This is a genomic window from Streptomyces guryensis (genome assembly GCF_021261325.1).
In the GTDB taxonomy this organism is placed as follows: domain Bacteria; phylum Actinomycetota; class Actinomycetes; order Streptomycetales; family Streptomycetaceae; genus Streptomyces; species Streptomyces guryensis.
In genome coordinates this window covers 775,456-790,756 of record NZ_JAJSBI010000001.1, presented here as the reverse complement: position 1 = coordinate 790,756, position 15,301 = coordinate 775,456, and the positions used below count along the sequence as shown (strand labels likewise).

Here is a 15,301-nt window from a genome sequence, read left to right as displayed (position 1 = left end):
GGAACCGGGCCTGCCACTACCCCTCCGACTTACGGGCCAGCCATTCCTTGAAACGGACGGACAGTGACGTGTACCCGTAGGGTGGCAGCCCGTCGCCGAATTTACGAAGCTTTTCGTAGATCTTCTTGAGGTCACCCTCGGTGGGGAATTTTCCGAATTCGACAGCCATTTCCAGAACATCCTCGACGGTGATGATCTGGAGATCGCGGTCTGCCGCGAGGGCCTGGCCGCCCTGGTCATCGATGGCGACCAGGACCTCGTGACCCTGGTCCTGGTAGTGCACTCCGTGGGCTACGACGACTGCTTCGCCGAGATCCTTCGACTCCCGCAGGGCATCTTCGAGTTGACGACCTCGCACTTCCACGAAGACCTCAACCACGCGGTCGGGTGCTGACTGGGCTTGGAGCGCCGGCAGCACCCTGACGCAGTCACTGTTCGTGAAGCGGGCCCATCTGAGCTTGATCCCCTTGTACTTCCGGTCTTTACGTGCGACTTCGTCGCAGACTTCTTGTGGCACGAGGAGCACGAGGTCGGCCTTCTGCAGGACGTCCACCAGGAGGCGCTGGAGGTTTGCGCCGACGAAGTGCACGCAGATGACCGCGTCCAGAATGCAGACCGGTTCCTGTTGCTCCAGTGAAGCGTCCTCACCGGATGCCTCTATCCGCTCCTCGGGCAAGCCCCACCCCTTCGACGCCTCCGTCTGGACTACTCTACTAGTCCTTCGCCAAGCCGCGGGCGACCAACCGCGAGAGATTAGCGCGCTTTGGACTCGGAGGGCTGGGAACTATGCCAGCTTCCCTGAGTCCGGCTTCGACCTCTTCCGGACGACGCCCTTCAAGCATAGCCAGAGCGCGGACTCCAATCATATTCCGACGGTATGCTTCGACCGCGCGCTCCAGGATACGCCGAGGAGCCCTTACCGCTTCGGCAGCCTGCTGTTCTTGCTTGTATGCCGGCCCCCAGCCATACCGCTGCGCCAGCTGGGCGCCGGTCGGCCCGCGAAGTTCCTTCTTCTGGATTTCCGTGATCAGCGACATCAATTCAAGCTGGATGAGAATCACGACGAAGCTGACTCGGAAGTGGCGGGCCAGGAGCGCTACCGTACGCTCGTTTATACTGCCCTTTTCAGACAGCCTAGCGGCGGATAGCCATGTGTTAATTCCTTCCTCCGGCGCCAAGAGGTGGCGGGCGAAGGCATCACACCGCCGCTCCCCGGGCGTTCGCCCGTCATCCAGCTCGTGCACTTGGGCACCGTCGTTCCACAGCAGGTGCCCAAGCTCGTGAGCGAAACTGAACCGCTGACGTTCTGGGACGTCGCAGGCACGCACAGCGATGAGTGTGGTCTCACGCTCTGGATCTGTGGCGGTGAATCCGTCCGTCGTCCTGGGCAGCTGCAGCACTGCTGTGTCTACGCCGGTGAGTTGCTCGATCAGCTCATCCACGTCAGCGATGGGCGCACTGCCGAGGTTGAGAGCCACCCGAACGCACTGCGCCAGTTCCTTCGCCTGCTGCTCCCGCGGCAGGCGCTCATCCGGCACGGGCAAAAAGCCATCCGGCTTGCGCTGCTGGGTGGCCGCGGGCCCTAGCTTGTCCAGACGAGCATCCAGCTCAAGCACTTCCAGGGTGTGCCGCAGGGCCTCCTCACGCTCCTCGGTCACCACGTCGTTGACCCTGGCCGCGATGCGCACTCTGCTGCGTACAGGATCTCCGCTGGTCAACAGCCGCACCGGAATGTCCAGGGCAACTGCGAGGCGATCCAGCTCAGCGAGCGTCACGTTGGCGCGGGCGCCATTTTCGATGCGTGTCAAGGTTGGCTGGGAGAGGTGAGCGCGAGCGGCGAGGTCGCGCTGGCTGAACCCAGCGCGTTCACGCTCACGGCGGATCCGCTCCCCCACAAGCTCAAGATCCACGTAGCACCTCCTTCTGAATCAATTCTACCCGTCTGATTCACGATGGCGAGTGATATGTGTATCACTCGCCACTGACAGTCCTCGCCGTGGAGCTGCCAGCACAGATGGAGGCCAGGAGCCCGGCAGGCCAGCGGACGGGTTCGCCACGTGGCATCCCACGGGTGAAGATCGGCAACGATGCCGTGTGAACCTCAGGAACCAATCGGCTGCTGCCGGACCGGCGTAAAGGGAGACTGCCCTCTTGGCCAAGGTCCCGATTCGGTGCTCGCCCTCCCACGCGACGCCACTGCAGCGTGCCCCTTCGGCAAGACCACGCCCGAGCTTGTCAGCTGCCGGTTGGAAATTCCCCGCGTACGTGCAGCGTGTTTCCCTATGGGTCAGTCACACTCAGTAGCCTCGGTGCTGGCTCGTGGATCTGGCGCATGAAGGGGTTTTGATCGTGGCACGTACCTGGCTGTCCATCCGGGTGGAGTTGGTCTCTGGGCACGGTGCGGACCTGTGGCCTCGCCCCGGCCGGGTCTTTGCCGGCGCGCCTTCGCATTCCTTCGCCCAGTTCGCCACGGCCATCGATCTCGCTTTCGGCCGCTGGGATCTGGCCCATCTGCACCTGTTCACGTTGTCCGACGGCGCCCGGGTCAGCCCCCTGGACTGGTGGGACGACGAGGCCCCGGACGGCACCGTGGACGGCCATGCGACCAAGTTGAGCAGGCTGCAGGCCGGCGAGCGGTTCGCCTATGTCTTCGACATGGGTGATGACTGGGCCCACCTGTGCACGGTGGCGGACAAGCGCATCGATCCCCTCGACGAACTCGGCGAGGTGCCCGACCTCCCGGTTCCCTACTGGGGCTGGGGCAGCCTCCCGGACCAGTACGCACGCCGCTGGGACGGGGACGACGGGGAGTCGCCGATGCCGAGGCGGCCGGCCCGCGGGCTCAGCGATCTGCCCCCGATCCTGCCGTGGTGGGGCGAGCGCCGCCGAGGTTGACCTCACGCTGCGTACTCGAAGTGGCCGCCAGCGGGGAAGGGAAGTGGCCACGGTGGGGAGCTGAAGTGGCCGCGAGCGGGGAAATGAAATCTGCTGGCCGCCGGCAGGCAATCTGACGACGAACAGCTCTCCTCGGGCACCTCGACGCGGTGAGGCTGCCAGCGGCCTCTTCATTGCCGCTTGCGTGAACAGCATCAGTCCCTGCTCTGAGTGTGCCGATCGTCTGCAGCCGAGGGCCGCCGAGCACCGGGGGTGCCGTGACCGTGTTGCCGGAAGGGGGCCTCATCCGGGTGCCGCCGGATACGTGCTTGCCGCCAAGCGACGTCGAAGGACGGCTTGTCAGGGCTGGTCCACATCAGGCGGAGGGCGCTGCAGCTGGTGAGGGGCGCCAGGATCCACCTCAGCAACGTGGTCATGGGCTTCCGGGACCGCGTGATCCCGTTCCGTTCTGAGCGGCGATGACTTCGATGGCCACAGCGTGTTCGGGTTGCCGAGCAGCCCGCATGCCGTCGGCGAGGAGGCTGAGCAGCATGCGTTTCTGCTCGTTGCGGGAGAAGGTGGTGAGGAAGTCCCGCAGAACTTCGAGCAGTTGGGCCTCGAAGGGCTCCTCATCGTCAAGGGGGTAGTTCCGCAGGCGATCGGCTGTCTGGCGCAGGACCTCGTCGCTCGGGGGATCCGGCAGTCCGGCCGCCGGCTGCGCTGCCTGCTGCAGCCACCAGGCAAAGACCCCCGCTGGGTGCGCGAGTTCGCGTACAAGGGCCCGGTTGCGTTGGCGTGTCAGGGCTTCCTGAATGCCCTGCTTCCTGCTGGCCTCAAGCAGTGCCCGGACCGCCTCATCATCGTCAGATGCGAGCGTGAGACGGCACTCGGCTCTCACCTCAAGACCGGATTCTGTGTCGATGCGGCGTGATCGCCGCAGGCTTCGCGCACATGCATCCTGGGCTGCTGGCAGGTCCCGTGGGTCCATGTGCCGTACCGCGTCCGCTGCCGCTGCCCGCAGGGCGAGGCGGACCTGGTCCGCGAGCGCATCGGGGTCGTAGGCACCGGATGGGCCGGCCTCGGGGTAAGCGGTGATGGTCGTGGTGAAGCGAATGCCTGGGCGCAGGCTCGACAAGACGGCGGGGAACTCGGTGATGCCGCGCCTGAGAGCACGCCGCCGCGATCGTGCCGATCGGTACGTCATAGGGCGGCAGCCCCCTCGTCTCCTGCATGAGGGGTGTGGTTTCGGCGCTCGTGGCGGCGAAGCATGAGTCGTTCGCGCATGGCGATGATGGCGGGTGAGTTGTAGGCGACGCCTTCCTTGCCGAGCAGGAATGCGGCCATCGGCCCGGTGACCATGTGCTCATCGACGACTCGGTCGAGAACGTGGACGACTGCGTCGTCGGCGAGATCGTGGTCGGCCACTGCTTCGGCCCACTTCTCAAGCAGCCGTTCGCAGCGATCGGCCAGGGCGGGATCAGCCAGGCAGGCGCACCAGCCGGTGACCAGTTCGTCGGCGGTCTCAGGGTGCGCCAAGGCGTCGTTCAGCAGGAGGGTGACGGTGGACGGTGCGGCCTTTGGGTCGAGGAGCGCGAGAAAGGCCCGGCATCCGGCTGGCTTCGCTTTGCCTTCGATCCAGCCGGTGATCGCCTCCCATACCTGTGGCAGCAGAAAGTCGTCCTCGGCCATGGCCCGCAGGGCCTTCTCACCGTCGGCGACGGCTTCATCCACGATGGGGCGTCCCATGATGTGGCGGAGGCATGTGAGCGCCTGACGGGGATAGATGGCGGCGAAACTGCCCTGGCAGACCACGGCCGTAACCCGTGCCGGGTCCACATCCTGCTGGGCCCAGTCCCGCAGTCTGGCGCGGGTCACGGTCCCCAAAGTGGGGTCGGCCGCGGCCGTGGCGAGCATCGACGCCGCCGCCTCGCGGCCGGCCTGGTCTCCGGACGTCGCCCAGGCCCGGGCGACGTCGAGTGGGCCGAGATCCTGTTCGTCGGTCGCGAGTTGCACGAGGAGGTCAGCGATCTGGGAGAGCCGGCTGAACCCGAGTGCACCGTGTTTGGTGAGGAGCTTCACCCAGGCCAGCAGAGGTTTCTGCACGTCGCTCAGTTGACGCCAGACATAGCCGAGAACTGCGTTGGGGTATCCAGGCTTGTGCGCGAAGGAGACCTTGCCGGAAGCGACACGCGCTTCGACTTCCTCCAGACGTGTCACCAGGTCAGGTCCGGTCAGGATCTGGCGGACGCTCTTGGAGGTCTTCTCCTTCAGCAGCAGGCGGGAAGCCGCGAGAACGTCGGGCGGCGCGAGGCCTTCGAGCGCGATGGCTGCCAGCAGCAACGCTCGGTCATCTGCGTTCTCGCGAGTGGCGGTGAACACCTTCTTGACGACGTCCCGCCAGTGTGTGGCGGCGGCACGCGCCGTCTCCACCGCATGGGGAGAGTCGTCGATTCTGCTCAGTTCCAACGCCAGGGCCGCAGCGTCGCTTGGATACATATCGACGCCCAACAGGTCGGTCAGAACGTGGCCCTGGTCGTCAGCGTTTGCCGTCAGCCAGGCCCGCTCAGCCACCGACGGGTACAGACGGGCGAGATGGGTCTGAACGATCTCCCTGCCCGACGGCGCGGCCGTGGCACGGACAACGATGCGGCCAAGCCCCGGGGTCTGACTGGCGGGCCAACCGTCCTGGCTGGCGATGACAATCAGGCGCGAGCCCTTTTTCACCAGAGCGTCGCCGTGAGCGACGATCTTCTTGGCCACGGCCACGGGGTCAGCCCACCCGTCGATCTCCTCGGAGACGTCGAGGATGTAGCCGCGGCAGCGCTTGGACGGCAAAAGCCCCTCACCTGGCTGCTCCCAGTCCGGCAGGACGTGCTCCAGGACCCACGGCGCCTCCGCCTGCTCGCCGACGTGGTCACGGCCGTAATCACTGAGCGCCTTGACCGCAGCAGCGGTCTTACCCATGCCGCGTGCTCCGGCAATCACCACGACCGGTTCCTCCTGCTTCAGGAACTCCAGCACCGCGGGAGCCGTCGTCAGAAGGTCCCCCTGCCGGTCACGCTTCGCCCAGGCACGCCTGACTGCTGCCAGCTCATCGCGGGTCACGGGGACCGTGCTCAACGTCTGACGCGTGTGGAGGTTGATGTCCCGCCCGGCCATGTACAGGACGGAGTCCGAGATATCGGCGGCGCTGAGCTGGTGAGCGGGCACGCCACCGTTTCTCTCGACGCTCGCAGCGGCAACGGTCACCTCAGCGCTCCCCCTTCCTTGAGGGAACGCCGTAGTTGATGCCTCCGTCTCCAGCATCGATGTCGCCGAGGGACTGCAGGATCTGGCTGTTCGTGTTGTTGTACGCGGCCATCGTGGACGCAGGTGAAGAGGCTTCGTCCTGGGTCGGCAGCAGCTCACGCAGTTCGTCGGCCATCTCGGGGAAGCGGTCGAGGTAGGCGGCAAACTGCCGCACCAGACGTTCCTGGATCGCTTCCCGGTCTGCTTCGGACGCCTCAGGCAGGCTTCGCTCGATCTCGTCCAGCATCTCCAGCTGACGGCTTGACCTCTCCTGGCCGTCCCTGCGCAGGAAACGCGCAATCTTCTCGCGCAGCAGCTGCCAGCCGCCGGTGAGCATCTCTGTGATGAGCACCTGCGCCCCGTGCGTGGCCAGCACCATCACGTCCAGCTCTTGGCTCATGATCCCCCGATCTTCACGCCTGGAGTAGGCCTGGGACAGCCTGCGAGACGTACCGGACCGACAGCAACCAAAGCTCGCGGAAGCGTCTGAAATCCGACTTTGCACAGTCAAACACCGCGTCATACCCAATGGCCGGATACTGCTGGCCTGTCCACCAGCAGGCCCAGGTCTCATCCAGCAAGCGTTAACCAGTTCGAAATGCATAGGCCAGCCGGGATTGCCTCACCGGGCCGCAGCAGTCGACAAGAATGGCGCAAATACAGAACAGGTTGAACTACGCCTGTATGAGCCCTTCATCCCTCTATATACCCCTGAGGATGACAGAGCTGAAGGCGCCCAAGGTGCTTCTGATGCTCCGAGAACTCCGGGTTCCCGGCGGCGCCCTGCCCACCCGCATCACCGAGGAGGATCCGGCGCCCGCGCCTTGCGGATACGCCCGAGCCCCCTGTGGCTAGATCGGCATCGCCTTGAGCGAGTGGATGTCGTGGACGGACCAGCCGCGGGCCGTGATCGCCTCGATATGCGGTTCGGCTCGTGTGCGGTGCGCGGCGAAGGCGAGCAGGTGAGTGGGGCGGGTGGCGCCCACGAAGACGAGTTGTGCCGCGCGCTGGACCGTGAGCAGGGCCTTGGAGGCGTCCTGTTGTCGGCTCAGGAGTCCGAGGACCTCGTGTACGTCGTGCTTCTTGCCGCTGCGTTCCAGGCATTCGAGGATGAGTGTGGCCGCATGAGTTTCGCCCTTGGCGCTCTGGATCGATCCCGCAACCGACGCCACCACACCCTGATCCGCATCAGCCGGCGTCTCAAGCACGGCGACTGGCTGGGCGATGTAGGGGATGTGAGCGAGGGGATCTGCGAGACGGGCGACACCCTTCAGGGGGCTCTGGGTCAGGTCGGGCAGCAGCCGCAGAAGCCGGGCGGTGAGGACCGCCCATTCGACGTGGCTGTCGAGGGGGCTCGTCAGCAGATCGTGCAGGAGCAGGCGTGCCCTGCCTCCGGCGGTGGCCGGGTCCCGGTCCAGTCGCCTCAGCGGGGGCAGGCCGCCGGAACTGGCGAGTCGGGCTACGTCACGGATTGCGTTCCACAGGAGTGTGATCGCTGCGTGGTTGTCGCCGGATTGCCGCTGGGCCTGGGCGGCGCGTGTCGTCGTGATGAGACTGCCGGTTGTCTGGACCGGCGTGCTGGTGAAGCCGGGTACGTAGCAGGAGAGGGACTGCGGAAAGGCCTTGGCGCTTCCCCGCGTGAGGCGGGCGCCCAGGACGCGGGGCGGGTTGTCCAGCAGCAACTGGCGGGGGACCGTGGCGGCTGCCATCCGTTCGAAGGCCGGTACGACCTCGGCGACGGTGTCGTCGTCGAAGACCAGGAGGGCCACGGTCCCCTCATGGCCGGCGCCGTCGATGCGTTGGCGGCGGTGGACCGTGAGATCGCTGGCGAGTGCTGCGATCTTGCTGCCGAACCGGCGGCTGACGGGCAGTTGAGCGGCCTGCGGCAGGGGGAACGACGAGGGCTGGGCGGCATCCGGTGCGTCGGCGAAGATGCGCTGGTTGACGTCACCCACGCGCTGAACGACCGCGCCCGGCGGGCCGAAGACCTTGTCGAGCAGGCGTTGCTGGAGGTCGCTGGTGTCCTGCATTTCGTCCAGGAGGACGAAGGGGAAGCGGTGGGCGGCGGCCAGCGCGAGCTGGGGGTGCTGGAAGAGGTGGTGCTCGGCGAGGGCGAACATGTCGTGGTAGCGGAAGACGCCTCGCTCGGTGAGCACTTCCTTGAGCGCGGCGAACTGTTGGCCGCTGTCGCTGGATGCTTTGAAGGGCGGGGTGCCGTCAGGTCCTGTCGCGACCAGGTCTCCGGCGTCGCAGACGTAGCGGGCCTCAGCGACGAGTGCGGGGCCGTTCGTGCGGTGCCCGAGTGCGGTGTTGAGTTTCCGGAACCGGGGATGGCGTTCGAGCAGCCGGAGGGCCTCGTCCGCATAGGCTTGGTCGTCGACGGTCTGGACTTCGATGCCCCGGGACCGTAGGGCCGGCAGGGCGAGGAAGGTGTTGGTGAAGGCCTGGATCGTGCCGATGAAGTGCGGGTACTGCAGCAGGCGGCGTCCCGCCGGTGTGGCCGTGAGGCGGTGGGTGATCTCGTCCTTGGCCGTGTTGGTGTGAGACAGGACGCAGATGCCGCGTGTGGGAGAGGCCCAGGCCTGGCCCAGGAGGGCGAGCTTGAGACCGATCAGGCTGGTCTTGCCCGAGCCGGGAGCCGCCTGAAGGTCCAGGGATTCCGCGCTCTGGATGAAGTTCCACTGTTCCTGGTGCGGCAGGTCGAGGCCGAGTTGCTGGGCAAGGGCCTCGACCTTGTCCTTGATGAAGGCGTCCGGCGCGTAGAGGTTCGTCATGGCTCAGACCTCGCTGCACAGGTACGTGAAGGCGGCTACGAGGTAGGGCGGCAGATCGTCCTCGGTCACGGAGGTGGTCTGCAGGAGCCTGGCCGCGTGGTGGGCGGCGATCGGCTTACTGCCCCGGCCCATGCGCAGCGGCTCGTAAATGTCCAGGGCCGCCTTTTCCAGGGGAACGTTGCCCTCGCGCCACTTTTTGACCTCCTCCTGCGCCAAGCGGTCCAGGTCGGCGAGTCTGTCCGCGGTGGGCCAGGTGGTCTTGGAGACGACAGCGGCACGAACGGCCTGGTGCATCAGGGTCGCCATGGTCCAGGAGGCGGCGGCCAGGTCGTACTCCAACGTCCAGTGGTCGGAGACGAAGGTGCGTACATGGCCGCTGTCCTCGGCCGTCAGCGCGGCGACGTGCTCGTCGATCTGCTGCTTGGTCATCTCCGCCGAGCACTTCAGCTTCTTGCGCATCTCCGCGGAGGTACCGGCGGGAACCAAGTCCCGGTCCCGGATGCAGGCGACGGCGACCGGTATCTGCTCGCCGTCGCGCTGGAAGATCCGGCTGTAGCGGAAGAGACCGACGCCGCCGACGTTGACGACGCTGACGCCGCATTCGCTGAAGGACCGGCCGACCGCCTGTGCGAGGGCGGGCAGGACGATGGCTTCGGCGTCGCCTTCGACGATGGCAACGCTGCGGGCGAAGAACAGGTTGGCCTTGGTCACGTCGAGGAAGCGGGTGAGGAAGGCGTAGTCGCCCTCATCGAGCTGGGTCAGGCCCGGTGCCAGGCGGAAGGTGGATCCGCGGGCGACGAGGGTGAGGTGTTCGACCGGAATGGCCGAGGCCAGGTTGGGGCTGTGGGTAGTGAGGATGACCTGGACCGGCGGCGTCTCCGCTGTGTTCGCGGTCTCGGCACGATCCCGCAGGAGGTCCATGATGCGGGTCTGGAGCTGCGGGTGGAGGTGGGCTTCGGGTTCCTCGATCAGCAGCAGGGGCGCGAAGGCGCTGTTACCGAGCAGGAGCAGTTCGGCCGCCATGAACAGGGCATTGTTGTAACCCAGACCATGCCGGGTCCACTCCCCTGTACCCGCGAACAGCGTGAGCTCCAGCCGCTCCAGCGCGCGGGCGAGCGTGGCGTCACCTGCGACGCCGATCTCGCCGCGCAGGATGTCGGAGCCGATGGAGAACTTCTGCAGGTAACCGGTGTTGATGTCGTCCCGGGCCGTCTTGACGGCCTTGTTGTCGCTGATGTGCCGTTCCGCGCGGCGCAGGATGCCGACCAGGGTGGAGGCGCTGCCGCTCTCCTCATCGAAGTCATCTTCACCTTGCTCGCGCATGGCCGGGTAACCGGCCAGGATTTGCGACAGCCGCGATCCCCGCCCGGAGCGCAGCTCCGCCTCGGCATCCCGCAACGGACGCAGGTAGGTGGCTTTCAGCAGTTCACGCGCGGCACCGTCCAGGGCCGGCCCCTGCCCATCGCGGCCGGTGCGCGTGGTCACCGCGACGCGGTGGGGCCGCAGCGGGTCCATCAACTCCGCCTTGACGGTGACGTAGAGGGCGACGTTGCCCTCATCGTCCGTGGTCAGCAACTCAAGGAAGACGGCTTGCTCCGCCGTCGTGAGGTCCTTGAACCCGCAGGTGATCTTGAAGGTGCCCGCGCGGCCGTCCGGTCCGACGTGGAAGTCGTCGCGTGTGATGCGGTAGAAGTCAGCGGCGGTCGTCAGCAGGCACAGGCGGATCGCGTCGATGATGGCCGTCTTGCCGCTGTCGTTCTCGCCGACCAGGACGTTCGTGGCGGGACCGAAGTCCAGGCTCAGGCTGGCGTCCTTGTCGCCTTCCTTCTGCGGCACCGCGCCGAAGATCCGGAAGTTCTCCGCATACAGACAGGCAAGGTACACCGACATCCCCCGAGCGATGAGGCCCGCGCCCTCGACGACACAGGCGGTTGTAACCGCCTCAAGTGCCCCACCCGCATGCGGTTCTGACGCATCATACGATTCATCGCGACACTGGTGCCTCGTTAGACGAATCCGTCCCCATGACTGGAAATGGACACGTTAGGTCGCCAACTCCAGACAGCAGTGCGCGACCGTCATTGCGGCACAGCCGGAAGGGGGAGATGGACCCTCACGACCGGTAGGTGCCACAGCAGGGCACCTCCTACGCACAAGGCGCGTCGACACCGCGCGGAGTGAGCGCGTCTACGGGTTCGTGCACACCTCCTGCGTGGGGCCCGATCAGCAGATCCTACGGACTCATCACAGCCTTGGAAAAAAACACGATCGTTTGATCGCCGACCCGCATTACCGGGGCTCGGATTTTCCGGATTCTTCCCGTGTGATGTGGTTAACGAGTTCCCCTGGCTGCACGTCGAGTCCAGCTGCAATATCCAAGAGCGTGAGCACACTGGGGCTGCGCTGGCCGTGCTCAATGTAGATGAGGCCGCGAAAGCTCATTCCACTGCGCTCTGCGAGTTCTTCCAAGCTGTAGCCCCGCTCTTCCCGGAGCCGTCGGATCTGCATACCGAGGGACAGGAGTCGGGGGTCCGGTGACGGTTCGCGTGCTGGCACACAGCGACTCGACCGGTACGACTTCCCTCAGGCCATGAACAGCTGTGCATAATCAGGCTCTGGGCTGGAAATCCTGCACGTGAGCACACACGAACAGCCCGGCGGCTACGAAAACCAATCACTCGTACGACCTGCCCGGCAAACGGATAGCCCACGGCGCGGCAGCGAGGTCGCTAGCCCACAAGCAACGAACGAGAACATATGGCCAGACCGATTTTGCCATTCGACCGATGGCACAAGTCATATCCGAAACCCGACCGGGGTGATACCCCCTGTAAGTGCGGGACCAAAAACCGCCCCCTTTACCCGTCAGCAGATCACGGACGGGGACTCCGCTGGCAGACTCGCCACGTCGATCACCTCGGAAAAGAGCGCAGAGAGTCGTTCGATACATGGCAGGAAGCCCTCGACCGCCTCGCCGAGCTGACCTCCGAGGCTGCGTCCATGATGAGAGGGAACCAAGCAGCACACAGTGCGCGAGTAGCCTTCTTCGGCGCGCAGATGATCGACCGAAAGCGGAAGAAGGAAAAGAGAGCGAATACGATCAATACGTACGAGAGTCATCTTCACAATCACATCCTGCCGTTCGCAGGCAATCGCATACCGACATCGCTACGGCGTAGCGACTCGATGGCCTTCGTGGATCATCTGCTAGAAAAACCCAACCTCAGATCCCCTCGCACAATTGTCCAGATTTTCAAAACCTGGCGCATTCTCATCCACTACATGATGGACGAAGACATTCCGCTGCCTGCAAACATCGTGTCCCGCATCGAGCTTCCCGAGATCAGCGACGGCAGTGGGGACGCCCTCACCCCCGAGCAGGTGGCCGCAGCAGCCCTCGCCATGCGGACGATCGAGCCGCGCTACGAAGTCCTGGTGTGGCTCGGCGCGTGCGCGGGACTGCGTGCCGGCGAGGCTCTGGGCCTGACACGAACGCGCATCGGCTGGCAGGAGGATCTCCTGTACGTTCAAGAGCAGCGCCAGCGCGGCAAAGCCGTACCGCTCAAAACCAAAGCCAGTTACGCGACACTGCCTGTGGATCATTTCCTGATCGAGCGGTTGGCTACCCACGTGGCTCACCTCAGCGAGCCGGAACCCGTCACTCAATCCGTCGCGCGCAAGCGTCGGGCTCGGCGGCACGTCGAGCCAATGGACGAAGACCTCATCGTGACGAACCGATACGGAAGGCCTGTTCAGAGTAGTGACTTCAACGAGAAGTGGCGACGGGTTGTTGCATGGGCCGGCCTTCCTGAAGGCACCCGTTTCCACGATCTCAAGGTGTTTTACACCACCACACTCGGCGGACCAGGCCAGCATGATCCGAAGACCGTCCAAGCGCTCTCGCGGCACGCCCGCTTCACCGAAACATGGGACACCTATGCGCGCCCACCGAGGGTGGCAGAAGGCCTGCGCGTGACCGCGTTCGGCGATGCATTCCGTTCAATGCAGCAGAGCAGCAGTTGATTGCAGCGCGGTCGCCGTCGTGCCGGACCGAAACCCAGATCTCACGCTCCTGAAGCGCACCCCCTTCTCCACCCAACTTCGATGACCTGGCCGAGTACATCCGTGAGAAGCGTCAGGCGCGGCTGCGAGACGTGCAGGGCGAAGGCACGGTTGAAGCCGCCGGGGTCGACGGCTGCCAGGAAATGCTCCAGCTCACGCACTCCCAGTCCTCTCCCCTCATGCACCCCGACGGAGCCGGTCGCCGCGTGTCACGTGACGCGAAGGCCCTCGCGGTCTTCGAGGGCGCTGATGGCGGTGGCGGTGAGGCTGTGGGTGATGTGGCCTCGCATCAGCTGGGCGGCTTCGGCGGCGCGGCCGTCCACGATGAGGGAGACGAGTTGGTGGTGTTCCTGTAGGTCCCGGGTGCGGGGTTCGTCGCCGGGCGGGAGTTCGAGGCCGAGGCGCCGGTAGCGGTCGGACTTGTCCCACAGGTCGTCCAGGAGACGGATGAGGACGTCGTTGTGCGAGGCGCGGTACAGCGCCTGGTGGAAGGCGCGGTGGGCCGTGAGTGCCTCTTCCCCCCATTGGCGGGTGACGGGGAGGAGCTTGTCGACGGCGGCCTGCATGGTGGCGATGTCGTCGTCGGTGCGTCGCTGGGCGGCGAGTTCGGCGGCGGTCGGGTCCAGGGACAGGCGGACCTCGAACAGCTGGCGGGCCTCGTTGGAGTTCATGACGGAGACCCGGACGTCGCGGTGGGTTTCGACGGTGAGGAGTCCCTCGCTGCTGAGGCGGCGGATGGCCTCGCGCAGGGGCGTGATGCTCATGTTGAGGGACTCGGCGAGGTCGTACTGGGCGAGCCGTGACCCGGCGGGAAGAGTGCCGGAGAGGATCCGATCGCGGAGTTCTGCGTAGGCGAGGTCGCTCTTGCTGAAGAACAGGTTCGGTCCTGCCATAGCCCCCTGACCATTCCTTTCCGGAGCTTCCCCACCCCTTGACATCCCGCAGCGGACCAGCTCACCCTAACAGGCGTTGCATCTTATAAGATATGAGAGAGGCTTGGCAGTGAAGATCACCAACGTCTACGAGGGCGTCGTTCCGATCAGCTCCTCGATCCGCAACGCCTGGATCGACTTCAGCTCCATGGACTGTTCGATCGTGGCGATCGAGAGCGACGTCATCCGGGACGGCAAGCCCGTGGTGGGCTACGGCTTCAACTCCAACGGCCGCTACAGCGCCGGCGAGATCCTGCGCCGCCGGGTCCTGCCCCGCCTCCTGGAGGCCGAGCCCGGCAGCCTGCTGGACGAGCAGGGCGGCCTGGACCACGCCAAGGCGTGGGACGTGATGATGAACAACGAGAAGCCCGGCGGCCACGGCGAGCGCTCGGTCGCGGTCGGTGTGGTGGACATGGCCCTGTTCGACCTGGCCTCCAAGATCGAGGGCAAGCCGCTGTACCGGTATCTGTCCGAGCGCTACGGCGACGGGCAGCCCGACGACTCCGTCTTCGTCTACGCCGCCGGCGGCTACTACGCCCCGGGCAAGACCCTCACCGACCTCCAGGACGAGATGCGCGGCTTCCTCGACCTGGGCTACGACGTCGTCAAGATGAAGATCGGCGGCGCCGACCTGGCGGAGGACCTGCGCCGTATCGAGGCCGTCATCGACGTCCTGGACGGCGACGGCTCCCGGCTGGCCGTCGACGTCAACGGCCGCTTCGACCTCAACACGGCCCTGGAGTACGGGCGGGCCATCGAGCCCTACAGGCTGTTCTGGTACGAGGAGATCGGCGACCCGCTCGACTACCACCTCAACGCCACCGTCGCCGAGCACTACACCGGCCCCATCGCCACCGGCGAGAACCTCTTCTCCCTCCAGGACGCCCGCAACCTGATCCGCTACGGCGGCCTGCGCCCCGACCGCGACACCATCCAGGTCGACCCCGCGCTCTCCTACGGTCTGGTGGAGTACCTGCGCATCCAGGACATGCTCCGTCAGCACGGCTGGTCATCGCGCCGCTGCATCCCGCACGGCGGGCACCAGTTCTCCCTGCACATCGCAGCCGCCCTCAAGCTCGGCGGCAACGAGTCCTACCCGGGCGAGTTCCAGCCCACCGGCGGCTTCGCCGACGACGCCGTCGTCGAGAAGAGCCGCGTCGGCCTGACCGACACCCCCGGCATCGGCTTCGAAAGCAAGGCCGCCTTCTACAAGGTGCTGCGCGCCCTGCACAGCTGACCGCCACCCCACCGCGGACGCGCCCGCCACCGGGCGGGCGCCGTCGGCCGACGCCGCCAGATACGGGCGCCACACACGAGAGCGGGGACGCCCGGGCCGTGTCGCGTCCCCCGAACCCCCACGGGACAGGGCTA

At 65.9% G+C, this 15,301-nt stretch carries 13 protein-coding genes; 4 read left to right on the top strand and 9 right to left on the bottom strand.

The window, feature by feature from the left end; all coding sequences use genetic code 11:
* Positions 1–16: 16 nt before the first annotated feature.
* On the bottom strand, positions 17–676 hold the full coding sequence (locus LJ657_RS03730; protein WP_232646720.1) for a PIN domain-containing protein: 660 nt from the start codon (positions 674–676) through the stop codon (positions 17–19).
* 37 nt (positions 677–713) lie between these two features.
* A complete protein-coding gene (locus tag LJ657_RS03725) occupies positions 714–1,910 on the bottom strand; it encodes a helix-turn-helix domain-containing protein (RefSeq protein WP_232646719.1) in 1,197 nt (398 codons plus the stop codon).
* A gap of 439 nt (positions 1,911–2,349) precedes the next feature.
* On the opposite strand from LJ657_RS03725, the gene LJ657_RS03720 reads away from it, so the two are divergent.
* On the top strand, positions 2,350–2,895 hold the full coding sequence (locus tag LJ657_RS03720; protein WP_232646718.1) for an IS1096 element passenger TnpR family protein: 546 nt from the start codon (positions 2,350–2,352) through the stop codon (positions 2,893–2,895).
* 412 nt (positions 2,896–3,307) lie between these two features.
* On the opposite strand, the gene LJ657_RS03715 is transcribed toward LJ657_RS03720, so the two are convergent.
* From LJ657_RS03715 to LJ657_RS03705, 3 genes are read right to left on the bottom strand one after another with little or no spacing between them, the layout of a single operon-like run.
* Positions 3,308–4,078, bottom strand: a complete 771-nt coding sequence (locus tag LJ657_RS03715) for a hypothetical protein (protein WP_232646717.1) — start codon at positions 4,076–4,078, stop codon at positions 3,308–3,310.
* Positions 4,075–6,123, bottom strand: coding sequence for a hypothetical protein (locus LJ657_RS03710; RefSeq protein WP_232646716.1), 2,049 nt, complete (start codon positions 6,121–6,123; stop codon positions 4,075–4,077). Before LJ657_RS03710 ends, LJ657_RS03715 begins: the two co-directional genes overlap by 4 nt.
* 1 nt (position 6,124) lies before the next feature.
* Positions 6,125–6,562, bottom strand: a complete 438-nt coding sequence (locus LJ657_RS03705; RefSeq protein ID WP_232646715.1) for a hypothetical protein — start codon at positions 6,560–6,562, stop codon at positions 6,125–6,127.
* 317 nt (positions 6,563–6,879) lie between these two features.
* Here LJ657_RS03705 and LJ657_RS03700 point away from each other — a divergent pair, with 317 nt between their 5' ends.
* Positions 6,880–7,017, top strand: a complete 138-nt coding sequence (locus LJ657_RS03700; RefSeq protein WP_232646714.1) for a hypothetical protein — start codon at positions 6,880–6,882, stop codon at positions 7,015–7,017.
* Here the strand turns inward: LJ657_RS03700 and LJ657_RS03695 are convergent.
* The 3 genes from LJ657_RS03695 to LJ657_RS03685 form a co-directional block, all read right to left on the bottom strand.
* On the bottom strand, positions 7,014–8,936 hold the full coding sequence (locus LJ657_RS03695; RefSeq protein ID WP_232646713.1) for a UvrD-helicase domain-containing protein: 1,923 nt from the start codon (positions 8,934–8,936) through the stop codon (positions 7,014–7,016). The genes LJ657_RS03700 and LJ657_RS03695 overlap by 4 nt on opposite strands.
* Before the next feature lie 3 nt (positions 8,937–8,939).
* Positions 8,940–10,826, bottom strand: coding sequence for an ATP-dependent nuclease (locus tag LJ657_RS03690; RefSeq protein ID WP_232646712.1), 1,887 nt, complete (start codon positions 10,824–10,826; stop codon positions 8,940–8,942).
* A 399-nt stretch (positions 10,827–11,225) separates the two neighbouring features.
* Positions 11,226–11,444, bottom strand: a complete 219-nt coding sequence (locus tag LJ657_RS03685) for a helix-turn-helix domain-containing protein (RefSeq protein ID WP_232646711.1) — start codon at positions 11,442–11,444, stop codon at positions 11,226–11,228.
* Between the two features lie 549 nt (positions 11,445–11,993).
* Here LJ657_RS03685 and LJ657_RS03680 point away from each other — a divergent pair.
* On the top strand, positions 11,994–12,959 hold the full coding sequence (locus LJ657_RS03680) for a tyrosine-type recombinase/integrase (RefSeq protein WP_232646710.1): 966 nt from the start codon (positions 11,994–11,996) through the stop codon (positions 12,957–12,959).
* A gap of 248 nt (positions 12,960–13,207) precedes the next feature.
* Here the strand turns inward: LJ657_RS03680 and LJ657_RS03670 are convergent, their stop codons facing one another.
* Entirely contained in the window at positions 13,208–13,891 is a 684-nt protein-coding gene (locus tag LJ657_RS03670) for a GntR family transcriptional regulator (protein WP_232646709.1), read from the bottom strand.
* 109 nt (positions 13,892–14,000) lie between these two features.
* Between LJ657_RS03670 and LJ657_RS03665 the strand changes: the two genes are divergently transcribed.
* Positions 14,001–15,167 carry a mandelate racemase/muconate lactonizing enzyme family protein gene (locus LJ657_RS03665; protein WP_308117005.1) on the top strand — a complete coding sequence of 389 codons (1,167 nt, stop codon included), beginning with the start codon at positions 14,001–14,003 and terminating at the stop codon, positions 15,165–15,167.
* Positions 15,168–15,301 lie beyond the last annotated feature (134 nt).